This window comes from Billgrantia sp. NRB1 (assembly GCF_056921725.1).
The window spans coordinates 3,287,556-3,309,129 of the sequence record NZ_CM167783.1; the positions used below are offsets into that span (position 1 = coordinate 3,287,556).

Annotated in this window: 19 protein-coding genes; 9 read left to right on the forward strand and 10 right to left on the reverse strand. The window is 67.4% G+C overall.

Annotation, left to right across the window (positions count from 1 at the left end):
* The first annotated feature begins 128 nt into the window (after positions 1-128).
* The 4 genes from ACZIYR_RS14895 (at position 129) to ACZIYR_RS14910 (ending at position 2,676) form a co-directional block, all read left to right on the forward strand.
* Positions 129-770, forward strand: a complete 642-nt coding sequence (locus tag ACZIYR_RS14895; protein ID WP_483527238.1) for a sigma-70 family RNA polymerase sigma factor — start codon at positions 129-131, stop codon at positions 768-770.
* Positions 767-1,042, forward strand: coding sequence for an anti-sigma factor family protein (locus ACZIYR_RS14900; protein WP_483527239.1), 276 nt, complete (start codon positions 767-769; stop codon positions 1,040-1,042). Before ACZIYR_RS14895 ends, ACZIYR_RS14900 begins: the two co-directional genes overlap by 4 nt.
* Positions 1,043-1,054: 12 nt before the next feature.
* Complete coding sequence (locus ACZIYR_RS14905) at positions 1,055-2,284, forward strand: MerC family mercury resistance protein (RefSeq protein ID WP_483527240.1); 1,230 nt, start codon at positions 1,055-1,057, stop codon at positions 2,282-2,284.
* Positions 2,285-2,436: 152 nt separating this feature from the next.
* Positions 2,437-2,676, forward strand: a complete 240-nt coding sequence (locus ACZIYR_RS14910) for a hypothetical protein (protein WP_483527241.1) — start codon at positions 2,437-2,439, stop codon at positions 2,674-2,676.
* Between the two features lie 289 nt (positions 2,677-2,965).
* Here ACZIYR_RS14910 and ACZIYR_RS14915 read toward each other — a convergent pair whose 3' ends face one another.
* Together ACZIYR_RS14915 and exaC are read right to left on the reverse strand one after the other, a co-directional pair.
* Positions 2,966-4,123, reverse strand: a complete 1,158-nt coding sequence (locus ACZIYR_RS14915) for an iron-containing alcohol dehydrogenase (protein WP_483527242.1) — start codon at positions 4,121-4,123, stop codon at positions 2,966-2,968.
* A gap of 138 nt (positions 4,124-4,261) precedes the next feature.
* Positions 4,262-5,782 (reverse strand): acetaldehyde dehydrogenase ExaC, encoded by a 1,521-nt coding sequence (gene exaC, locus ACZIYR_RS14920; RefSeq protein ID WP_483527243.1) that lies wholly within the window; start codon positions 5,780-5,782, stop codon positions 4,262-4,264.
* A 118-nt stretch (positions 5,783-5,900) separates the two neighbouring features.
* Between exaC and ACZIYR_RS14925 the strand changes: the two genes are divergently transcribed.
* Positions 5,901-6,587 carry a response regulator gene (locus ACZIYR_RS14925; RefSeq protein WP_483527244.1) on the forward strand — a complete coding sequence of 229 codons (687 nt, stop codon included), beginning with the start codon at positions 5,901-5,903 and terminating at the stop codon, positions 6,585-6,587.
* Here the strand turns inward: ACZIYR_RS14925 and ACZIYR_RS14930 are convergent.
* From ACZIYR_RS14930 to ACZIYR_RS14950, 5 genes are all read right to left on the reverse strand, one after another.
* Complete coding sequence (locus tag ACZIYR_RS14930) at positions 6,584-7,987, reverse strand: ATP-binding response regulator (RefSeq protein WP_483527245.1); 1,404 nt, start codon at positions 7,985-7,987, stop codon at positions 6,584-6,586. The two genes, ACZIYR_RS14925 and ACZIYR_RS14930, sit on opposite strands and share 4 nt — an antisense overlap.
* On the reverse strand, positions 7,926-9,113 hold the full coding sequence (gene nosP, locus ACZIYR_RS14935; protein ID WP_473034558.1) for a nitric oxide-sensing protein NosP: 1,188 nt from the start codon (positions 9,111-9,113) through the stop codon (positions 7,926-7,928). The genes ACZIYR_RS14930 and nosP overlap by 62 nt, the downstream gene beginning before the upstream one ends.
* 97 nt (positions 9,114-9,210) lie before the next feature.
* Positions 9,211-11,379: an ATP-binding protein gene (locus tag ACZIYR_RS14940; protein ID WP_483527246.1), complete on the reverse strand. Its 2,169-nt coding sequence runs from the start codon at positions 11,377-11,379 to the stop codon at positions 9,211-9,213.
* A gap of 59 nt (positions 11,380-11,438) precedes the next feature.
* Positions 11,439-11,930, reverse strand: coding sequence for a putative pterin-binding protein (locus ACZIYR_RS14945; RefSeq protein ID WP_473034560.1), 492 nt, complete (start codon positions 11,928-11,930; stop codon positions 11,439-11,441).
* Positions 11,931-12,075: 145 nt separating this feature from the next.
* On the reverse strand, positions 12,076-12,906 hold the full coding sequence (locus ACZIYR_RS14950; RefSeq protein WP_473034561.1) for a DUF2189 domain-containing protein: 831 nt from the start codon (positions 12,904-12,906) through the stop codon (positions 12,076-12,078).
* Between the two features lie 354 nt (positions 12,907-13,260).
* On the opposite strand from ACZIYR_RS14950, the gene ACZIYR_RS14955 reads away from it, so the two are divergent.
* From ACZIYR_RS14955 to soxZ, 4 genes are all read left to right on the forward strand, one after another.
* Positions 13,261-13,596 carry a c-type cytochrome gene (locus ACZIYR_RS14955; protein ID WP_483527247.1) on the forward strand — a complete coding sequence of 112 codons (336 nt, stop codon included), beginning with the start codon at positions 13,261-13,263 and terminating at the stop codon, positions 13,594-13,596.
* Positions 13,597-13,607: 11 nt separating this feature from the next.
* Entirely contained in the window at positions 13,608-14,924 is a 1,317-nt protein-coding gene (locus ACZIYR_RS14960) for an NAD(P)/FAD-dependent oxidoreductase (protein WP_483527248.1), read from the forward strand.
* A 105-nt stretch (positions 14,925-15,029) separates the two neighbouring features.
* Complete coding sequence (locus tag ACZIYR_RS14965; protein ID WP_483527249.1) at positions 15,030-16,055, forward strand: YeeE/YedE family protein; 1,026 nt, start codon at positions 15,030-15,032, stop codon at positions 16,053-16,055.
* Between the two features lie 19 nt (positions 16,056-16,074).
* Positions 16,075-16,902, forward strand: coding sequence for a thiosulfate oxidation carrier complex protein SoxZ (soxZ, locus tag ACZIYR_RS14970; RefSeq protein ID WP_483527250.1), 828 nt, complete (start codon positions 16,075-16,077; stop codon positions 16,900-16,902).
* Positions 16,903-16,985: 83 nt separating this feature from the next.
* On the opposite strand, the gene ACZIYR_RS14975 is transcribed toward soxZ, so the two are convergent.
* From ACZIYR_RS14975 to ACZIYR_RS14985, 3 genes are all read right to left on the reverse strand, one after another.
* Entirely contained in the window at positions 16,986-17,414 is a 429-nt protein-coding gene (locus ACZIYR_RS14975; RefSeq protein WP_483527251.1) for a universal stress protein, read from the reverse strand.
* Between the two features lie 14 nt (positions 17,415-17,428).
* Positions 17,429-20,026 carry a TRAP transporter permease gene (locus ACZIYR_RS14980; protein ID WP_483527252.1) on the reverse strand — a complete coding sequence of 866 codons (2,598 nt, stop codon included), beginning with the start codon at positions 20,024-20,026 and terminating at the stop codon, positions 17,429-17,431.
* Positions 20,027-20,184: 158 nt separating this feature from the next.
* Positions 20,185-21,165 carry a TAXI family TRAP transporter solute-binding subunit gene (locus tag ACZIYR_RS14985; RefSeq protein ID WP_473034568.1) on the reverse strand — a complete coding sequence of 327 codons (981 nt, stop codon included), beginning with the start codon at positions 21,163-21,165 and terminating at the stop codon, positions 20,185-20,187.
* Positions 21,166-21,574 lie beyond the last annotated feature (409 nt).

A 21,574-nucleotide genomic window follows, 5' to 3' on the forward strand; every position in this document is an offset into this window, starting at 1 on the left:
ATGACAGCCTTGCCCCGATCCCGGGGGCGATCCATGCTCAGAGGTGGCCCATGTCTCTTGCCAGCCCGTCCACCAGCGCCCCGACCGCGCGCCCGCAGCGCCGGTGTCGGAGCGAATCGGGGGCCACCATGAAGTTCCACGATAGCGCCCAGCGGCGACAGTGGTTCGAGCAGCGTCTGGAGCCCCTGCTGGACCGGCTCTACGGCAACGCCCTGCGCCTGACCCGCGACCCGGACGACGCCGAGGACATCGTCGCCGAGGCGGTAAGCAAGGCCTGGGCCCGACTCGACGAGCTGCGAGACCCCCGGCGATTCGAGGGCTGGCTGTTCCATATTCTCACCAACGCCTTCATCAGCGAGTGGCGCCGGCGCCAGAGCCGCCCCAAGCCGGCCGCCGGCGGCGAACCGCCCTCGCCGGACGACCTCGACATCACCCGTTTCACCCTCTTCCAGCAGCTGCATCAGCCCTTCCTGCTCTGGTGGGGTAGCCTGGAAGAGCAGTTCTTCAACGGGCTTCTCCATGAAGACCTGCAGCGTGCCCTGGACAGCCTTCCCGACCCCTTCCGGCTGACGATTGTGCTGGTGGAGGTGCAGGGCTATACGTATCTCGAGGCATCGCAACTGCTGGGGATCCCGCTGGGCACCGTGCGCTCCCGACTGAGCCGGGCACGCGGGATCCTGCAGAAACAGCTCTGGGAGCAGGCCAGGGAGGCTGGGGTCATCGGTGGCGAACGCCCGGGACCACCAGGACAGGGAGGGTCACCGTCATGAGCGAGCGTGAGCTGAGCTGCGAAGAGGTGATCGAACGCCTCTTCGACTATCTTGACCAGGAAATGGCATCGCAGCAGGCGGCCGACATCGAGCGGCACCTGCACCGCTGTCATGACTGCTTCACGCGCGCCGAGTTCGAAAAACGACTACGGGCCAGGGTGGAGGCCGCCGGAACCGCCAGCGCCCCTCCGCGACTGCAGCGGCGCATCCGACAGCTGCTCGACCGATACCCCGACCCGCCCGGCGGCGAGGGCCCACCCGGCGACCCGTGAGGAGCAATGCTCATGGTGGCCATACTCGGATACTCCCGGCAGCAGATCGCCGCCGCCGTTCAGGAGATGTACACGGCCGTGGCCGAGACCCCTGACGGCCCTTTCCACTTTCCGGTGGGGCGCGCTGCCTGCCGGCGGCTCGGCTATCCCGATTCGCTCACCGCCGCAATGCCCGACGCCCTGCAGGCCTCATTCGCCGGGGTCGGCTACCCCTTTCGCGCCGAGGCCGTTCGTCCCGGCGACCGGGTGCTGGACATCGGTGCCGGCGCCGGCAACGACAGCCTGATCGCCAGCCGCCTCGCCGGCCCCGAGGGACGGGTGATCGCCCTGGACCTGACGGCCGCCATGACCCGCAAGCTCAAGCGCACGGCGGACCAGGCGGGAGAGAGCCAGCTGGCGGTCATCCAGGCCTCGGCGGAGGCGCTGCCGCTGGCCGATGCCAGCGTCGACGCCATCACCAGCAACGGCGCGCTCAACCTGGTGCCGGACAAGCGCCGCGCGGTGACCGAGATGTTCCGCGTGCTCAAGCCCCACGGCCGCGTGCAGCTGGCCGACGTGGTGATTCACCGGCCGGTGTCGGTGGACTGCCACGAGGACCCGCGTCTGTGGGTGGAGTGCGTGGTGGGCGCCACGGTCAAGGAGGAGCTGCTGGCGCTGTTCGCCGAAGCCGGCTTCGAGGAGATCGAGGTGGTGGCCAGTCACGACTACTTCGAGCTGAGCCCCAGCCAGCAGACCCGCGAGGTGGCGGAAAGCTTCGGCGCCCACTCCATCGAGGTGGGCATGCGGCGCGGTGAGGCGTCGCCTTCGGCCTTCCAGCGGTGGCGGCGCCGGCTCGACCCACGGCGCGCCTGGCGCCGCCTCCAGCGCCGCGGCATGCTGGGGGTGGCGGCGCTAGTCATGGCGCTCGTCAGCTGCTATGGCACCCTGGCGCTGGTCGGCCTGCTGCCGCTGCTGGGCCTGGGACTGACGCTCAATGAGGGGGCCTGGGCCGCCGCCATTGCGCTGTTCGTGCTGCTGACGCTGCTGACCCTGGCCGCCGGCTTTCACTACCACCGCGCCATCGGCCCCACGCTGCTGGCGACAGCGGGCAGCGGCGCCATTCTCTATGCGCTGTTCATCGACTATCACGCCCTGGTGGAGCTGGTCGGCTTCGCGCTGCTGGCCGCCGCCGCGCTCTGGGACCTGCGTCGACGACGCCTCCGGGAAGCCGAGGTGCTGGGCCTGGAGGCAGGCCATTACTGATCGATGCCTGGGGCCGGCTGCGCCACCGTCACTTCGGCGTCGAGGAGGATCTGGCTCTCGGTGTCCGGCTCGGCCGGCTGCTGCAGGAGATCGGAACCGACCCGACGCCAGGACTACACTGATGACAGGCAACGCATGATCAGGGGGCGACCATGAGCCATCGATTCATCGAAGTCGTCAGCGACTACCCGACCACCGAGCAGGAGTATGTGCTGCTGCTACAGATCGACCAGATCCTGCATATTCGACCGGAAGCCGAGGCGGAGAACGAGCCCCGCCACGAGCCCGGCGCCATCGTCACCATGACCAACGGCGAGATACTGGTCCTCAAGACCCCCTTCGCTAAGCTGCTTCGGGACCTGGATGAGCGCAACCTGCTCCTGCGGACCTAATCACGGCGTGCGGGAGGCGACGTCCCAAGCCGATGAAAAAAGCTTCATCGCACTTTAGCGTGAACAGGCTAGGTGGGAGGGAGCTTCAGCTCGCGAAGTAGCGCGCAGCGCTACCCATGGGACGCCTCCGGCGCCTTCGTCGAAGCGTCGAACCGCCGGCAGAGCCGGCCTCCCACCATCAAACCTGAAACAGGTTCACGCTAGTCTGCGAAGAACCTGAAAAAAAGGGGCGCAACTCAGTTGCGCCCCAACCTCACCACATGCTTGCCGAGAGAGCTCTGGTCGGTGACTACAGCGCCGCGCGGTAGATGGCGGCGACCTCATCGTCGGTGAGACGCCGCGGATTGGTAAGCCCACAGACATCCTTCTGGGCATTGCCCACCATCACCGGGATATCCTTCTCCTGCACGCCGAGTTCGGCCAGACTCTGCGGAATGCCCACGTCGGCAGAGAGACTGCGAATCGCCACGATGGCCAACCGCGCCGCCTCACGCAGTGCCAACCCCTCGGTGTTCTCGCCCAGGGCCTCGGCGATATGCACGAAGCGCTCCTGGCGCGCCATCAGGTTGGCCTCGCAGACATGGGGCAGCAGCAAGGCGTTGCAGACCCCGTGGGGCAGGTCGTAGAAGCCGCCCAGCTGATGGGACATGGCGTGCACGTGGCCGAGACTCGCGTTGTTGAAAGCCATGCCCGCCAGGTACTGGGCATAGGCCATTCGCTCGCGAGCCTCCATGTCCTCGCCCCGAGCCACGGCTCGGCGCAGGCACTGCCCAATCAGGGTAATGGCCTGCAGGGCACAGGCATCGGTGATCGGCGTGGCGGCGGTGGAGACATAGGCCTCTATCGCATGCGTCAGGGCGTCCATGCCGGTGGCGGCCGTCAGCGACGACGGCATGTCGACCATCAGCTCAGGGTCGTTGACCGCCACGTCCGGGGTGACACGCCAGTCGACGATGGCCATCTTCACGTGATTCGAGGTGTTGGTAATGATGGTGAAGCGAGTCATCTCGCTGGCAGTGCCCGCGGTGGTGTTGATGGCGATATAGGGCGGCAGCGGCTGCTTGGCCTGGTCGAGGCCCTCATAGTCGTGAATGGTTCCGCCGCTGGTGGCCACCAGGCCGATCGCCTTGCAGCAATCGTGGGCGCTGCCACCCCCCAGCGACACTAGCATGTCACAGCCTTCACTCTCGTAGACTGCCAGCCCATCGGCCACGTTGGCATCGGTGGGGTTGGGCACGACCTCATCGAAAACCACCGAATCGATGCCGGCCTGACCCAGTAGCTCGGTCAGCTTGCCCGTATAGCCCAGGGCGGTCATGCCCTTGTCGGTCACCACCAGAGGTTTCTTGCCGCCGAGCATCTGGATACGCTCGGGCAGCGTCTGGAGGGCACCGGCGCCCATCAGCGAGACCGTGGGAACGAAGAAGGCTTGAATGGATTGACTCATTGTTATGCTCCTGCTCTGACACACTGCGTTCGTTGGCGCCGCCGACCACTGCGAGTGGCTTCTTGTCGTGGCGGCGTGGCTGGGTGACCGGGCGGCAAAAGCCGCCCGGCGCCTTCGTCAAGGGCGAGGAAAGTGAGGCTAGAAAAAGCCCAGCGGGTTGGTGTCGTAGCTCACCAGCAGGTTCTTGGTCTGCTGGTAGTGCGCGAGCGCCACCTTGTGGGTCTCGCGGCCGACGCCGGACTTCTTGTAGCCGCCGAAGGCGGCGTGGGCCGGGTACTGGTGGTAGCAGTTGGTCCAGACGCGGCCGGCCTGGATGCCGCGGCCCATGCGGAAGGCGACGTTGATGTCGCGGCTCCACACCCCGGCGCCCAGCCCGAACTCGGTGTCGTTGGCAATCGCCAGTGCCTCGGCCTCGTCCTTGAAGGTGGTCACGGCCACCACCGGCCCGAAGATCTCCTCCTGGAACACGCGCATCTTGTTGTGGCCCTTGAGCAGGGTCGGCTCGATGTAGTAGCCGCTGGCATAGGCCGGGTCGACGCTCGCCTTGTCACCACCGGTGAGGAACTCGGCGCCCTCTTCACGGGCGACCTCCATGTAGGAGAGGATCTTGTCGAACTGCTCCTGGGACGCCTGGGCCCCCACCTGGACCTCGGTGTCCAGCGGATTTCCACGGGTGATCTTGCCCACCTTCTCCATGACCTTGGCCATGAAGGCGTCGTACATGGACTCCTGGATCAGCGCCCGGGACGGGCAGGTGCAGACCTCGCCCTGGTTGAAGAAGGCCAGCACCAGGCCCTCGGCCGCCTTGTCGATGAACTCCGGCTCGGCATCCATGATGTCGGCGAAGTAGATGTTGGGGGACTTTCCGCCCAGCTCCACGGTGGAGGGAATGATGTTGTCGGCGGCGCACTTGAGGATATGCGCGCCCACCGGGGTGGAGCCGGTGAAGGCGATCTTGGCGATGCGCTTGCTTGTGGCCAGCGCCTGGCCGGCCTCGGCGCCGTAGCCGTTGACCACGTTGACCACCCCCGGCGGCAGCAGGTCGCCGACCAGCTTCATGAGCTCGAGAATCGAGGCCGGGGTCTGCTCTGCGGGCTTAAGCACCACGCAGTTGCCGGCGGCCAGCGCCGGGGCCAGCTTCCAGGTGGCCATCAGCAGCGGGAAGTTCCAGGGGATGATTTGGCCGACCACGCCCAGCGGCTCATGGAAATGGTAGGCCACGGTGTTGGCGTCGATATCGGCGGCGGTGCCCTCCTGGGCGCGGATACAGCCGGCGAAGTAGCGGAAGTGGTCCACGGCGAGCGGCAGGTCGGCATTCAGCGTCTCGCGCACCGCCTTGCCGTTGTCCCAGGTCTCGGCCACGGCCAGCATCTCCAGGTTCTGCTCGATGCGATCGGCGATCTTAAGCAGGATGTTGGAGCGCTCGGCGGCGGAGGTCTTGCCCCAGGCCGGGGCGGCGGCATGGGCCGCGTCCAGGGCCAGCTCGATATCCTCGGCGGTGGAGCGCGGGATCTGGCAGAACCCTTCACCGTTGACCGGACTGACGTTGTCGAAGTACTGCCCCTGCACCGGCGGGACGAACTCACCGCCGATGTAGTTGCCGTAGCGCGCCTCGAAGGCGATGAGAGAACCGGACTGGCCAGGATTGGCGTAGATCATGGCGTGACTCCTGTGTCTTGTCGTTGTTCGGGTGACAAGGCACAGTCTTGGTCAATCCGGCGAAGTGCGACATACTCCCGTGGCAGGAGACCCCCTCCTTCCTTGGTAGGAGAGCCCCATGTATACCCTGATGGTCGCCGACGACCATCCGCTGTTCCGTGACGCCATCGGCGCGGTGATCGCCAACGGGCTGCCGGGCTGTCGGCTGCTGGAAGCCGACAGCCTGGCCCGCGCCCTGCAGCAGGCCGAGCCCTTCGAGGAGCTCGACCTGCTGCTGCTCGACCTTGGCCTGCCCGACGCCGAGGGCCTAGCCGGGCTGGCCCAGCTGCGCGAGGCGCTGCCGCGGCTGCCGGTGGCGATCCTCTCCGCCGAGCAGGACCGCCGCATCGTTCTCGAGGCCATCGACATGGGCGCGGTGGGCTACATCCCCAAGTCGACCCCGCGGGACGACCTGCTGGCGGCGCTGAACCGCATCCTCGAAGGACAGGTCTATCTGCCTCCCGACATCATGCGCCGCCCGCCCGCGGCGGCCACGCCCGCCGATGCCGCGTCGGGTGCACCACCGGCCGACGACGCCCGCTTCGCCCGGCTCACCGACAAGCAGCTCGAGGTGCTGATCCACATGACCCGTGGCGAATCCAACAAGTGGATCGCCTGGGAGCTCGACATCGCCGAGACCACGGTCAAGACCCACGTCTCGGCGATCCTGCGCAAGCTCGGCGTGACCAGCCGGGTCCAGGCGATCCTCGCCGCCGGCAGCGTCGATGTGGAGGGGCTGCTAGCCCAGCGACGCCAGCCGCTTTAGCCGTCGCCGGCTTCCAGCAGCGTCGTCAGCAGCATTCGCAGCCGCAGCGGCTTCAAGGGCTTGAGCAGGCAGTCGTGGCCCGCACGCCGGGCGCGCGCCTTGAGGGCGGCGTCGTGGTTGGCGGTAATCACCACCACCGGCAGCCCGGGGTAGCGGCGACGCAGCTCGGCCGCCACCGCCAGGCCGTCCGGCCCGCCCTCCTCCAGGTGATAGTCCACCAGCAGCACGTCCGCCGGCCGGCCGTCGAGCGCCGACTCCAGCTCGTCCAGTGAGGCCGCGGTGAGCACCCGACAGCCCCAGCCGCCCAGCAGCGCCCGCATGCCCTCGCGAATCGCCGCGTCGTTGTCGATCACCCAGACACTGGCACCCGCCAGCCGCTGCTGGCCCTCCCCGGACTCTCCCACGGCGCGCCCCCGTCCCGCGGCAGCGGGCAGGTGCGCATAGGGCACTCGCACCGAGAACAGCGCCCCCTGGCCGGGGCGGGAATCCAGCCGCAGCGGGTGGCCCAGCATGCCGCAGATGCGATCGACGATGGCAAGCCCCAGCCCCAGTCCCCGGTCGCGATCATGGGGCCCGCTGCCGCCTCGGCGAAACTCCTGGAAGATCGCCTCGCGCTGGCTCTCGGGAATGCCGGGGCCGGTATCGCCCACCAGGATCTCCAGGCCCTCGGAACGGCGCCGACAGCCCAGCAGCACGCGCCCCCGCTCGGTATAGCGCAGCGCATTGCTGAGGAAGTTGCGCACCACCCGGGCCAGCAGCGCCAGGTCGGAGGCGACCACCGCGCCGCTCGGCACATAGTCGAGGCGAAGCCCCCGGGCGGCGGCCAGCTGGCGATGCTCCTCGGCCAGCACGTCGAGCAGCTCGCCCACGCGGAAGGGCGCGATATCCGGCTTGAGCACGCCGGCATCCAGGCGGGAGATGTCCACCAGGGTGCCGAGCAGGGATTCGACATCCTTGAGCGAGCGGCCGATATGCCCCACCAGCCGCTGCGACGGCTCGGGCAGGGGGTGCTCTTCCAGGGCGCTGGCGAACAGCCGGGCGGCGTTGAGCGGCTGCAGCAGGTCGTGGCTGACCGCAGCCAGGAATTTGGTCTTGGAGAGGTTCGCGGCTTCCGCCTCGGCCTTGGCATGATCCAGTTCGACGAGGGTATGCTGCAGGGTCTCGGTGCGCTCGCGGACCTGCTCGGCCAGCAGCACCGAGTGCTCGAAGGCGGCATAGGGGGCGCTGCCGGCGACGCCGCCGGCCTCGACCCGCTCGATCAGCGCCGCGCAGATCCGCCGCAGCCGAGCGTTCTCCTCCTGCAGCGCGCGCTCCCGCTCGCTGGCCGCGGCGACCGGCTCAGGGGAGCGGCCGAGATCCAATGGCGACCCCGGTGAAGGTCTGGTTGACGTGCATGCCATGGTGCTGCTCCCCGTAGGTGTTGAAGCCGACCACCCGCTCGCGCCCCAGCAGGCCGGATGCCGCCGTCACCTGGCCCAGCGCCTCCAGCTCCAGCCGCCGCAGGAAGCAGTCGCAGCCGATGATCAGCGCCGGTTCGCCGAGACGCTCGTGCAGGCCCTCGAACACCGCCTGGAGGTCATCGAGCAGCGGGGTGGGCTGCATGGCGGTGAGCACGATGCCATTCTCCACCGCGCAGTAGAAGCTCAAGCTGCCATCGGCGTTGGCACGCTGGATGGAACGCACGTAGTGCCGCTCGCCGATCCGCACCGCCAGCGGGTGGCGGGCGAACACCGCAGGCGCCAGGTCGGCCACCGCCACCCCCACCAGGCGAGCATACTCCTCGGCGGCAGGCGCGGCATTGAGTTCCAGCACCCGACGGCGCTCACGGTCGGCGGCGGTCACCACCAGCTTCTCCCGCCGCGGGCGCAGGTGGTGAGTGGTGAAGACCTCGAAGGGCAGGCGGGTATGGATCATCACCACCACCGCCGCCTCGCTGTGAAAGCGCCCGGCGCTGTAGACATGGGTATGGGCCAGGCGGTTGTCGTCCCCGGCGGAGCCGCCGAAGCTGGGAATGCGGCCCAGGGCGGTATCCAGGGTCGCCAGCACCTGCTCTTCGCTGCTGGAGAGGCCGTCGAGCAGGGTCAGGGCGAAATGGCGCCCACCCTCCAGCGCCGGCGACACCCGCCGGCAGGCGTCGAGCAGCTCGCCGGTCAGCCGCTGGGCCTGAAGCAGGTCGAAGCCCTCCAGGTCGGCGATCAGCGCATGGGCCACGGCGAAGGCGCGGCGGTCGAAGCCGATGGCCACGATGCAGCCGCGGCAGTAGCCGGCCGGGGTGATCTCGCCGGCGGTGGTACAGCCGGACACCGGCACATCCGCGAAGACCGACTGCAGGGCCGCCCCCAGCGTGGCCAGCGGGTATTCGGCGCTGCAGAAGAACAGCACGAAGCCGAGCTCGGGATGATGGAGCGACTCGGCCAGCTCGCGGGCGGCGTCAGCGGGGCTGCGCTGGCGGCTGCAGGCGGTACGCAGCGGCGGCGCTTCGAGCCGCCCCGGCGGGCGGCTGGTCAGGAATTCCGGGTCAGGCATGGCGGCACTCGCGGGCTGGCGGTAGCGCCAGTGTAGGCCGCCGCTGCCCGGGGCCACAATGCCCTCGCTCCCCCGGAAACCGCCGCCGGCCGAGCGCTCAGCGACGCGCGGTCCAGGCCGCCACCGCCTCGAGGGTCTCCTCCTCGCAGCCACGCAGCGCGTCCAGCAGGTCCCTGACCCAATCGTCGCCTTGGCCGGATGCCGCCGCCTCCAGCCGGGCCGCCAGGTCGGCCATTCGGACCGCCCCGAGGCTGGCGGATTCGCCCTTGAGCTGATGGGCCAGCCGCCTCAGCGCCTCCGCGTCCGGGCTCTCCACCGCCCGCTCCAGCTCGTCGAGCCGCTCGGCCAGCTGACGCCGATAGAGCGCCGTCAGCGCCTCCAGCCCTGGCTTGCCAATGCTCTGCTCGAGCTCGCCCAGCGCTGCCTCATCGAGCAGGCCATCGCCATCGCGCCCACCGGCAGTTGGCTCGGCCTGGCCCGGCGGCGACTGGGGCAGCACCCGCCGCAGGCAGCTGGCCAGCGCCTCCCGGCTCAGCGGCTTGGTCAGGTAGTCACTCATGCCGGCCTCCAGGCAGCGCGCCTGCTCGGCCCCCGGCCCACCGGCGGTCATCGCCACCACCGGCACCGTGGCCCGCCAGCCCTCGCCTTCACGCAGCCGTCGCACCGTTTCCAGCCCGTCCATGTCGGGCATCTGCACGTCCATGAAGATGGCGTCATAGGCCTTCTCCGCAACGGCCACCAGGGCGCGCTGCCCACTATCGACCAGCTGCACCCGACACCCCAGGCGTTCGAGCATCGCCGAGGCCACCTGCTGGTTGACGGGATTGTCTTCCACCACCAGCACGCTGGCACCGGGCGCCGGCGGCGGGGCAGCCGGCAGCGTCGCCTCATCCTCCGAGGCGGCATCGACCGGCTCCAGCGGCAGTTCGACCCAGAAACGACAGCCCTCACCGGGAACGCTGTAGACGCCGATCTCGCCGCCCATGGCGTCGGTGAGCCGCCGGCAGATGGCCAACCCCAGCCCGGTGCCGCCGTAGCGCCTGGCGGTGGAGGCGTCGCCCTGGCGGAACGGTTCGAAGAGCCGCTCCTGCTGGTCAGCGGGAATCCCTGGGCCGGTATCCGTCACGGCCAGGCGTAATCGCCTCGCCGCGCTCACGCCGGCCTCGATGCGCACCTCGCCGCGCTCGGTGAACTTGATGGCGTTGGCAAGCAGATTGAGCAGCACCTGGCGCAGTCGGGCCGGATCGCCCATCACCCTGGCCGGAAGCTCGGGCGACAGCCGGACTTCCAGGGCCAGGCCCTTGGCATCGGCGCGCGGGCGAAAGAGCTGACAGGCGTCCTCGATCAGCGCCGCCAGGCGGATGGGGCGCCGCTCCAGCTCGAGCCGCCCCGACTCGATCTTGGAGAAATCCAGGATATCGTTGATTAGCTCCAGAAGGCGCCCGGCGCTGGCGTGCAGGGTGCGGGCATAGTCCCGGGAGCGCTGATCCAGCGGCTGATCCATGAGCAGGTCGCTCATGCCGATGACGCCGTTGAGCGGCGTGCGAATCTCGTGGCTCACGGTGGCCAGGAACTCGGACTTGGACTGGCTGGCCGACTCGGCGCGCCGGGCCGTGGTCTGCAGCTCCCGGCTGAGGCTCTCCAGCGAGCGCCGGGCCGCCGCATTGTCCCGGGCCTCTCGCACCAGGAACACCACCACCAACAGCCCCGACAGACTCATGGCCAACAGCAGCGCCAGCAGCAGCGCATAGAGCGACTGCAGCACCTCCCGCTCGCGGGTCGTCAGCTCGGCGAGATTACCATTGATGGCGATGACCAGCCGCTCGGTGAGCTGGCCCAGGCGTTCCAGGCGCCGGTCGAGAGCGAAGCGCTCGCTCTCCCCCAGCTCTTCGAGCGCCTGGAGCTTGGTATCCAGGGCGTCGAACTGCTTAACCAGCTCGGGCAGCTGCCGAGTCCCAGTGTCGATCTTGGCCAGCAGCTCGGCGATATCACCTCGCTCCAACAGATTGAGGCGGCTGTAGGTCAGCTCGAAGCGAAGCCGCAGCCCCGAGAGGGAGAGAACGCTCTCATCGGCCAGCGCCAGATCGCTGCGCAGCTGGATAATATCGCGGTCAAGCTTGTAGGCATGCCAGGCGGCATCGCCCCCCACACTTTGATAAACGCTCTCCTGACGCCAGGCTACCAGCCCCACCACCACCAGGGCCGCGGTGAAGAACAGCAGGGCGGCAATGGCGCCCAGCTTCAACCGGAGCGGATAGTGCAGCACATCGGGCCTCCAGTAAGGTGCATCAGGCTGGACGCTGGTCGAATGGACAGGGCAATGACTCAGGGCACATGGATGCGATTCGCATGCCATACCGACCGAAAGCGGACGGTCTCGTTGAGCAGCTCCGGGTGGTCATCGAAGGGGTAGAGCACGAACACCGGCCCGAAGTCGCGCACGGCGATGGGTTCACCGTCACGCTTGATGGCGAGAATGACATCGTAGTCGCGGAAATCCGAGACGGGGATCTCCGCCTCGAAGTCGTTGAGGGCGCGCACCTGTACCCGCTCGCCCCGGGCCCCGGCGGCATCGAGCACCGCCCGCGCCAGGGGGCCTTCGAAACGCCCCGCGCCTTCCGTCCAGGGGGTGTGGGTCTCGACGACCGTGGTGGGGAGGGTCATCATCATGGCGCGGTCCAGGTGCAGCTCATCGCCCACGTTGGGGTGGGCCAGGTCACCGCTGATGCGCAGGATCACCTCGCCCTTGGGCGGCGGCAGATGCCCGGCCTGCGCCTTGAGGGGAAAATAGCCCAGCAGCAGCAACCACAGAATCAACGCAAGGGGGAATCGCCTGTCTCGAAGCATCACGGCCATCCGGCAAAGTCACGGGAACAGCCGTCAAGGTTACGCGATCAGACGCGCGAGGTCAGGCGTCAAAAAGACGCAAGGGAGGCAAAGCCCCCCTTGCATTACAGGGGAATCAGGCGCTGTGCGTGTCGCCGCCTTCCGGCGCGATCGGTTCGCAGCGCACCAGCTCCTCGTAGGCGTGCCAGCTGGCGTGGCCCAGCACCGGCAGGATCAACGCCAGGCCGATGTAGAAGGTCAGGATGCCGACCAGCACGCAGCCGGTGAGAATGACCGCCCACAGCAGCATGGGACGGAAGTTGCGGGCCACCGAGCGCACGCTGGCCTCGATGCCCTCCATGAAGGTCAGGTCCTGGTCCATCAGGGTCGGGATCGCCACCACGCTGATGGCAAAGGCGCCGAAGGCGAGCACCGCGCCCACCGCCGTGCCCACCGCGATCATGCCCAGCCCCTGGGGAGTGGTCAGCAGCGAGGCATAGAGGGCGGAGGGTCCGGGCGCCTCGAAGCCGTAGAACAGCGCGAACAGCAGGGTCGCCAGGCGAATCCAGGCGAGAAAGAAGATCATCAGCATCACGCCCATCATCGCCAGCTGCCCAGCATGCGGCCGCCAGGCGCTGAAGGCATCGCCCAGGTGGGGCGCCCGCCCCGCCTCCAGCGCACGGCTGATGCCGTAGGAGCCCACGGTGACCAGCGGCCCGATGAACATGAAGCCGGCCGCCATGGGCAGCAGCCAGTGCCAAAGCCCCAGCATGATGGCGCCCACGGTGACGGCGATGCTCAGCCCCACCCAGAACATGCCATAGGCCAGACTGACCACCGTGGCCTGTCGAAAGTCCTCCAGACCGGCCGCCAGCCAGGCCCGGGGCCTGTCCATACCGATCGGATTGATGGTGATCTTCACCGTGGGGACCGATGACTGGCCGGTAGATTTGGTGGTTGCATTCATCTTGTTACCCCGTCTAGTCGCCGTGGGAGGGACAAAGGTGAGCGACATTCCGGCTAGGCTCTCGTCTGAAAACTGGCTGCGCTCGCCGACTTTTCGAACAAGGCCTAAGCCCGGATGGCATCTTGTTGTGGTGGTACACGATTAACAATGTAGTTGACCTGGCACAAGGTTGCCGGCCGGGCCTATCAACGCTAGCGCGCCCGATATAGACAAAAGTGCATAACGGATTAACCAGAGAGGTCATATTGGCATAACGGAATGCAAAAGCGTTCCTTCCGACCTCCGCTCAGGCCCATTAGCATGCCAAGTCTATCCCTCCTTCCTAGGACACCCCCATCGCAAGGGAGCCTGATGATGAAACGGGTCTTTCACCGCCTCTCTGCAGGGCTACTGGGCGCCCTGCTGCTGACCGGCGTGGTGCCGGCGACGCTTGCCGACGATGGCTTTTCCGCCGCCCAGCTCGAGGTGATGGCCGGCGGCTGTGCCAGCTGTCACGGCACCGATGGCCGGCTCACCGGCAATGTGCCCGCCCTCGCCGGGCGCCCCGCCAAGCTGCTGGCCTCGCGCCTGCTCGCCTTCAAGCACGAGTCGGTGCCGGAAACCACCATCATGGACCGTATCGCCAAGGGCTTCAGCGACGAGGAACTCAGCGCCCTGGCCCAGCACTTCGCCGACATCGAACCGGAATAAGGGAGCCTGAGATGAGCCAGCAGCATAGCCGCACCGGCCTGAGCCGCCGCCAGTTGATCCAGGGCCTTGGGGCCGCTTCCCTGCTGCCCCTGGTGGGCGGGGTCGGCAGCTTCGCCATCGGTGGCCAGCACGCCGGCCGGGTGGTGGTGGTCGGCGGGGGGTTCGGCGGTGCCACCGCCGCCAAATACCTCAAGCGCGCCAATCCCGCTGTCGAGGTGACCCTGGTCGAGCCCGCCGAGGTCTTCTACACCTGCCCGTTCAGCAACCTCTACCTGGGGGGGCTGCGCGGCCTGGACAAGATCTCCCACGGCTACGACGAGCTGCGCGACCGCTACGGCGTTCGGGTCGTGCACGCCATGGCCGAGGACGTGGATGCCGAGGCCCATCGCGTCACGCTCTCCAGCGGCGAGTCGCTGGCCTACGACCGCCTGGTGCTGTCGCCGGGGATCGATATCCGCTGGAACGCCCTGGAGGGCTACGACGAGACCGCCGCCGAGAAGGCTCCCCATGCCTGGAAGGCCGGCGCCCAGACCGAGCTGCTGCGCCGCCAGCTGGAAGCCATGGAGGATGGCGGCAGCGTGGTGATGGTGGCGCCCGAGAATCCCTTCCGCTGCCCCCCGGGGCCCTATGAGCGCGCCAGCCTGATCGCCCACTACCTGGCGCAGCACAAGCCGAAATCCAAGGTGCTGATCCTCGACGCCAAGGACAACTTCTCCAAGCAGGGGCTGTTCACCGCCGGCTGGGAGCGTCTCTACGGCGATCGCATCGAGTGGGTGGGACTCTCCAACGACGGCCGGGTGACCCGCGTCGACGCCGACCGCCTGGAGGTGGAAACCGAGTTCGGCACGCGCCACCGGGCCGACGTGCTCAACGTCATCCCGCCCCAGAAGGCGGGCTGGATCGCCGACCGCGCCGGGGTCACCGACGACTCCGGCTGGGTCCCGGTGAAGCCCGAGACCTTCGAGTCGCAGCGGGTCGAGGATATCTACGTGGTGGGGGATGCCACCGTGGCCGCGCCAATGCCCAAGTCCGGCTTCTGCGCCAACGGCCAGGCCAAGGTAGTAGCCGCCGCCATCGCCGCCTCGCTGGAGTCGCGCCCGGCGCCGGACGCCTACTGGACCAACACCTGCTACAGCCTGATCGGGCCGGAATACGGCATCTCGGTCGCCGGCGTCTATCGGGTGCAGGACGGCCATATCGCCGAGGTGGAAGGCGCCGGGGGGCTGAGCCCGACCGACGCCCCGGACAGCATCCGGGCGCTGGAGGCGGAGTACGCCGTGGGCTGGTATAACGCCATCTGCCAGGACACCTGGGGCACCACGGCCTGAAGGTCTGCCCCATCCGGTATACTGCGCGGGCCATCTTCGGATGGCCCCGCTTGCGTTCATCTACCGCGTTGTTGCGCACCACCATCGTGATAGGAGCTCATCGCCATGAGCCATACCGAGCTGGTCGTCTGGTCGGGGCTGGCCATTGGGCTGCTGTTCGGCGCCACCGGCCAGGCCACCGGATTCTGCCTGACCCGCGGGCTGATCAACGCCTGGCGGGCCGCCGACAGTCGCAAGCTGCGCGCCTTCGCCCTGGCCATGGCCGTGGCGCTGCTGGGCAGCCAGGCGCTGGTGGCGCTCGGCGTGCTCTCCCTGGGGGATGCCCTCTACCTGACGCCCTCCCCCTCGTGGCTGGCGGTGCCGCTGGGGGGCGCCCTGTTCGGCTACGGCATGGTGCTGGCCAACGGCTGCGGCGCCCGCTCGCTGGTGCTGCTGGCCGGCGGCAACCTGCGCAGCTTCGTGGTGCTGATGTGCCTGGGCCTGGCGGCCTACATGGCGCTCTCCGGGGTGCTGGCACCGCTGCGGCTATGGCTGGAAAGCGCCACCGCCCTGGCGCTGCCCGCCCGGGACCTGCCACGCCTGCTCGGCGTGCCCGGCTGGCTGCCGGCACTGGTGCTTGGCAGCGCCCTGGCCGGCTGGGCGCTGGCCGACCGCACCTTTCGCGCCTCGCCGCGGGACTGGCTGGGCGGCCTGATCATCGGGGCCCTGGTCCCCGCCGGCTGGTACGTCACCGGCGTGGTCGGCTTCGATGACTTCGAGCCGGTGCGCCTGGCCACCCTGACCTTCATCGCCCCCATCGGCGAATCGCTGCAGTACCTGATGCTGGCCACCGGCACCCGGCTCGGCTTCGGGGTCAGCGTGGTGGCCGGAGTGCTGGCCGGCGCCCTGGTCATGGCACTGGCGCGACGCGAGCTGCACCTGCAGGGCTTCGAAGGCCCCCGGCACATGCTGCGCAGCATGGCCGGCGGCACCTTGATGGGCATCGGCGGGGTGATGTCGCTGGGCTGCTCCATCGGCCAGGGGCTGTCGGGGTTCTCGACGCTGTCGCTGACCACCTTCGCCGCCCTGGCGGGCATCCTGGCCGGGGCACGGCTGGGAATTTCGGGCCCATTGGCAGTGTCCAAGCAATGATTCTCATCTGGAGGAAAGCATGCGTTCGATTCCCGTCTCCCCCCCTGACGCCCGGCGGCGTCGCCTGCTGCGCGGCCTGGCCGCGGCGACGCTGGGTGTCGCCCTGCTCGGCCTGAGCCTGCCGGCGCTGGCCGATGGCCCCTGGCAGCGGCTGGACGCCGCGCGCAGCGTGCTGGGCGATGCCAGCCCGCATACCGAGGGCCTCGTGCTCGACCTGCCCCATGTCTCGGAGGATGGCTCCGCCGTGGCGCTCACGGTGGGCTTCGCGGGGCAGCTCGCGGATGGCGACTATATCGAGCGTATCGACCTCTTCGCCAGCGATAACCCCTCGCCCGAGATCGCCACCTTCCATCTCACGCCCTTGAGCGGGAAGCCGGAGATCTCCACCCGGGTGCGGCTCAACGAAACCCAGCAGGTGATCGCCATCGCCACCAGTCGCCAGGGCGAGCAGTTCGCCGCCGCCCGGGAGGTACGAGTCACCGTCAGCGGCTGCCTGATGCGCGGCGACGATGAGACGCCGCCCCCCCTGTCCAACCCGCGGGTGAGTCTGCCGTCGCAGTTCAGCAGCGGTGAAGCCGCCGAGGTGCGCACCCTGATCAGCCACCCCATGGAGACCGGGCTACGCGAGGGGCCCAACGGCGAAACGCTGCCGCGCCATATCGTCGAGCGCTTCAGCGTCAGCCTCAACGGCGAGACCGCTTTCGCCGCCGAGCTGCACCAGTCGATTTCCGCTAACCCCTACCTGCGCTTCCACCTGAGCCCAGAGACCGAAGGCGAAGCGGTCATCGAGTGGCAGGACGACCGCGGCGAGAGCACCCGCGAAACCCGCGAGTTCAACGTGTCCTAGGCTTTTCCTGTCCCGTAACGCCGTGCGCCCCCGCCTGGAAAGGCAGGGGCGCACGGCGCTTCCTCTCGCGAGAGTGGGTCAAGCTAGCGCACGATCATCACCGATATCTTCGAATGGTGGACGACGTGCTCGGCATTGGGGCCGAGCACGTAGTCGGCGAACTTGCGCTTGTTGTGGGAGGCCATCACGATCAGGTCGACCTCGAGCTTCTTGGCCGCCTTGATGATTGCCTCCCAGGGGGAGCCGTCGACGATCACTGTCTGGACCTGAATATCCTCCGGCACGTGTTCCCCGATGAACTTGTGCTGCGCCTCGGTGACCGCCTCATGCGCCTTGCTGGCGAAGTCCTTGGGAAAGTAGGAGCCCACCAGCGGCATGCGGTAGTCCGGCAACACCGTCACCACGTGCAGCGAGGCGCCGAAGGTGCGGCACAGGGTCACCGCGGTGGGCAGGGCTTTCTGCCAGGAGCTCTCCTCGTTGAGGTCCACCGGCAGCAGTATCTTGCTATACATGGCTGATCACCTCTTCAGGCAGCCGCCTCGCTGGGCGACTGAAGGTTGCGTCGACGACGCTGCAGCAGCACCACCAGGCCGAATACCAGGAAGCCCGGTATCCACATCCACTCCTTGGCCCAACGATCCACCGGCGCCATCACCTCGAGGATCTCCTGGTCGAAATCGAAGCCGAGATCCTGGGCCAGGCCGCCGAATTCGACGAAGTCCACCAGAGTCTGGTCGCCGTCGACCCAGAGCTCCATGCCGAGGCGCTCCATGCGCTCTTCGGGCGTATCCCCCCGCGGCACCGGCACCAGGATATAGGTGGTCATGGGATCGCCGAAGGCGTCTTCACCGGCGATCTGCACCCGCAGGTTGCTGCCATCCTCCACTTCGCCCAGCGCCTGGGCGAACTCGCTCGGCGGCACCGACTGGTAGGGGTCGTGGATCATGTCCATCCAGTAGCCGGGACGGAACAGGGTGAAGGCCACCAGCAGCAGCAGGATCGATTCGTACCAGCGGTTGCGCACCACCATGAACCCCTGGGTACCGGCGGCGAAGATCAGCATCGCGATAGTGGCGATGATGAATATCACGATCCCCTGCAAGAGTCCCACATCGATCAGCAGCAGGTCGGTGTTGAAGATGAACAGAAACGGCAGCGCCGCGGTGCGCAGGCTGTAATAGAAGGCCTGAAAACCGGTGCGCAGCGGATCGCCCCCGGACACGGCCGCGGCGGCAAACGACGCCAGGCCCACCGGTGGGGTCACATCGGCCATGATGCCGAAGTAGAACACGAACAGGTGCACGGCGATCAGCGGCACGATCAGGCCGTTCTGCTGGCCCAGCATCACGATCACCGGCGCCATAAGGGCCGAAACCACGATGTAGTTGGCGGTGGTCGGCAGGCCCATGCCCAGGATCAGGCTGAGCACCGCGGTGAGCAGCAGGATCAGCATCAGGTTGCCCATGGAGAGAATCTCCACCACGTCGGCCAGCACCAGGCCAACGCCGGTCTGGGAGACCGCCCCCACCACGATGCCGGCGGTAGCGGTGGCAATACCGATGCCGATCATGTTGCGGGCACCGGCCACCAGGCCGTCCCAGAGGTCGATGAAGCCTTCCACGATATCGGGCACCAGCCGGCTGCGACCACGGAACAGAGCGGTGATCGGCCGCTGGGTGATCATGATGAAGATCATGAACACCGTCGCCCAGAAGGCCGAGAGCCCCGGCGAGAGGCGCTCCACCATCAGACACCACACCAGCACGATCACCGGCAGAATATAGTGCAGCCCCACCATCACCGTGGGTCGGGTCTGTGGCAGGGTGACCACCGGGGAGTTGGGATCGTCGAGCTCCAGCTCCGGGTAGTTGGCCCCCACCTTGAGCAACCCCACATAGATGACCGTCAGCCCCACGGCCACCACCCAGGGAGTGGCTCCGCCCAGCACCGGCTTGAGCCAGCCGAGCCCATAGTAGACCGCGAAGGAGAGCGCCATCAGCAGCAGCAGACCGGTCAGAAAACCGATCACCTTGTTGAGGAAGGGCCGCGCCGGATTGCTCGACGGCAGGCCCGCCATGTTGGCCTTGAGCGCCTCGAGATGGACGATATAGATCAGCGCGATATAGGAGATCAGCGCCGGCAGGAAGGCGTGCTTGATCACCTCCACGTAGGGAATGCCCACGTACTCCACCATCAGGAAGGCCGCGGCCCCCATCACCGGCGGCATGATCTGGCCATTTACCGAGGATGACACCTCAACCGCACCCGCCTTCTCCGCCGGGAAGCCGACCCGCTTCATCATCGGAATGGTGAAGGTGCCGGTGGTCACGGTATTGGCGATCGAGGAGCCCGAGATCAGGCCGGTCATGCCGGAGGCCACCACCGCCGCCTTGGCCGGGCCGCCCTTGTAATGGCCGAGCAGCGAGAACGCCACCTTGATGAAGTAGTTGCCGGCGCCGGCCTTGTCGAGCAGCGCCCCGAATAGCACGAACAGGAAGACGAAGCTGGTCGAGACCCCCAGCGCGATGCCGAACACCCCCTGGGTAGTCAGCCACTGGTGGTTGATCATGCCGTTGAGGCTGACCCCACGGTGGGCCAATAGACCCGGCATGTGGGGCCCGAACAGCGAATAGACGATAAAGATCGAGGCCACGATCATCAGCGGCGGCCCCAGCGCCCGCCGCGTCGCCTCGAGCAGCACCAGGATCCCCACCACGCCGACGATGACGTCCTGGGTGATCGGCGCCCCGGGGCGCTCGGAGAGCTCGGCGTAAAAGATAAAGATATAGGCGGCGCAGAAGGCCCCCACCAGCGCCAGCACCCAGTCCTGGAGGGGGATGCGGTCGCGGGGCGAGCGCTTTAGCGCCGGATAGGCCATGAAGGCCAGGAACATGGCGAAGGCCAGATGGATCGAGCGTGCCTCGGTGGCGTTGAAGACCCCGAAACGCAGCATGTAGGGCAAAGGCGAGGCGATCCAGAGCTGGAACAGCGACCAGGCGGCGGCGATACCCACCAGCAGCTTGCCCGGTGCCCCCAGCGGCTTGCGTGCGCCAGAATCGCTGGAGGCGACCATGTCCTCAAGGTCGACATGGGACCCTCGGGGGGGTGTCTTCTCGTCAGTCATACGTCGCCCTGCCCAGTGTGGATTGACGTGCAGTTCCCTGCTGATGAACCCTCATCACGGTGTGTCTTCCTTTCTCCAGCCAGCCTTGAAACAGATGCGCGGACCCCAGTGGTGTCCGCGCATCCTTCACCGGAGGGTTGGGACCCTCGGCCTGTCGATTACTCGATCCAGCCACGCTCGCGGTAGTAGCGTGCCGCACCGTCATGCAGCGGCGCCGTCAGGCCATCGGAGATCATGTCCTCCTCGTTGAGGTTCTCGAAGGCCGGATGCAGGCGCTTGAAGCGGTCGAAATTCTCGAACACCGCCTTCACGGTTTCGTAGATGATGTCTTCATCCACCGCCGTGGAGCTGACGAAAGTGGCCGCCACGCCGAAGGTCTCGGTGTCCTGATCATTACCGCGGTAGAGCCCCCCGGGAATCACCGAACGGGTGTAGTAGGGATACTCTTCGATCAGTCCATCGATCTCGTCACCGGTCACCGGAATGAGGCGGGCATCGATGGTGGTGGTGGCTTCCTGGATGGAACCGTTGGGGTGGCCGACCACGTAGACCATGGCGTCGATGTTGTTATCGGAGAGGGCCGCGGCCTGCTCGGCGGCATCCAACTGGGAGGCCAGCGAGAAGGTGTCCATGTCCCAACCCATGGCATCCATCACCACGTTCATGGTGTTGCGCTGGCCGGAGCCGGGGTTGCCGATGTTGACGCGCTTGCCGGGAAAGTCGCTGAAGTGCTCGATCCCGGAGTCGGCACGCGCCACCACGGTCAGCGGCTCACCATGCATGGTGAAGACCGCTCGCATGTCTTCCCAGGGCCCGTCGGATTCGAAGTTGGCCTCGCCGTGGTAGGCGCGGAACTGGACGTCGGACTGCACCACGCCCATGTCGAGCTCGCCGGACTTCATGCCGTTGACGTTGGCCACGGAGCCACCGGTGGACGGCGCGTTACAGCGGATGTTGTGCTCGTCGCTGCCACGGTTGACCATGCGGCAAACGGACTGGCCGACGACGAAGTAGACACCGGTCTGACCACCGGTACCAATGGTGATGAAGCGATCCTGTGCCACGGCCGGGGCCGAGAACAGCGCGGCGCCGAGCAGGGCGCCGGAGAAAGCAGCAGCCGAGAATGCATGGCGTTTCATGAACACACCTCTTGATATTGTGAGCAAGCTGACGTTTCCGACAGCTGGGTCTGGTTGGCAGCCGGATCAGCCGGTCTGCCGGCGGTCCTTACCGCTCCCCCCTACTTTAGCGAAAAATACGCCTGCTTGATGAGCTCTTTTTCAACAGCCTAATTTTAGTCACGAAGAACGTTTAGTGTGCGTTAATTTTGCCGCCTCCTTGACCCCGGCAGTCCGAAATCCCGGTGATACCCCCCACACCCAGGCCCCAGAACGGCGAGGCTCCCTGCCCGGAAAACCGGACAGGGAGCCTGTAGGAGCCTGTAGGAGCCTGTCGGACTTAACGCTGATCTGCTACGAACCCCATGTTCCTCGCGACGATCGGTCAAACCCGACAGGCTCCTAGCGGGAACGGCATACCCCATGCGGG

What these genes read in the sequence shown, in the direction of transcription:
- ACZIYR_RS14895 (WP_483527238.1), top strand. Translation starts at nt 129, where the DNA reads ATGAAGTTCCACGATAGCGCCCAGCGGCGACAGTGGTTCGAGCAGCGT.
- ACZIYR_RS14900 (WP_483527239.1), top strand. Translation starts at nt 767, where the DNA reads ATGAGCGAGCGTGAGCTGAGCTGCGAAGAGGTGATCGAACGCCTCTTC.
- ACZIYR_RS14905 (WP_483527240.1), top strand. Translation starts at nt 1,055, where the DNA reads ATGGTGGCCATACTCGGATACTCCCGGCAGCAGATCGCCGCCGCCGTT.
- ACZIYR_RS14910 (WP_483527241.1), top strand. Translation starts at nt 2,437, where the DNA reads ATGAGCCATCGATTCATCGAAGTCGTCAGCGACTACCCGACCACCGAG.
- ACZIYR_RS14915 (WP_483527242.1), bottom strand. Translation starts at nt 4,123, where the DNA reads ATGAGTCAATCCATTCAAGCCTTCTTCGTTCCCACGGTCTCGCTGATG.
- exaC (WP_483527243.1), bottom strand. Translation starts at nt 5,782, where the DNA reads ATGATCTACGCCAATCCTGGCCAGTCCGGTTCTCTCATCGCCTTCGAG.
- ACZIYR_RS14925 (WP_483527244.1), top strand. Translation starts at nt 5,901, where the DNA reads ATGTATACCCTGATGGTCGCCGACGACCATCCGCTGTTCCGTGACGCC.
- ACZIYR_RS14930 (WP_483527245.1), bottom strand. Translation starts at nt 7,987, where the DNA reads ATGGCATGCACGTCAACCAGACCTTCACCGGGGTCGCCATTGGATCTC.
- nosP (WP_473034558.1), bottom strand. Translation starts at nt 9,113, where the DNA reads ATGCCTGACCCGGAATTCCTGACCAGCCGCCCGCCGGGGCGGCTCGAA.
- ACZIYR_RS14950 (WP_473034561.1), bottom strand. Translation starts at nt 12,906, where the DNA reads ATGAATGCAACCACCAAATCTACCGGCCAGTCATCGGTCCCCACGGTG.
- ACZIYR_RS14955 (WP_483527247.1), top strand. Translation starts at nt 13,261, where the DNA reads ATGAAACGGGTCTTTCACCGCCTCTCTGCAGGGCTACTGGGCGCCCTG.
- ACZIYR_RS14960 (WP_483527248.1), top strand. Translation starts at nt 13,608, where the DNA reads ATGAGCCAGCAGCATAGCCGCACCGGCCTGAGCCGCCGCCAGTTGATC.
- ACZIYR_RS14965 (WP_483527249.1), top strand. Translation starts at nt 15,030, where the DNA reads ATGAGCCATACCGAGCTGGTCGTCTGGTCGGGGCTGGCCATTGGGCTG.
- soxZ (WP_483527250.1), top strand. Translation starts at nt 16,075, where the DNA reads ATGCGTTCGATTCCCGTCTCCCCCCCTGACGCCCGGCGGCGTCGCCTG.
- ACZIYR_RS14975 (WP_483527251.1), bottom strand. Translation starts at nt 17,414, where the DNA reads ATGTATAGCAAGATACTGCTGCCGGTGGACCTCAACGAGGAGAGCTCC.
- ACZIYR_RS14980 (WP_483527252.1), bottom strand. Translation starts at nt 20,026, where the DNA reads ATGACTGACGAGAAGACACCCCCCCGAGGGTCCCATGTCGACCTTGAG.
- ACZIYR_RS14985 (WP_473034568.1), bottom strand. Translation starts at nt 21,165, where the DNA reads ATGAAACGCCATGCATTCTCGGCTGCTGCTTTCTCCGGCGCCCTGCTC.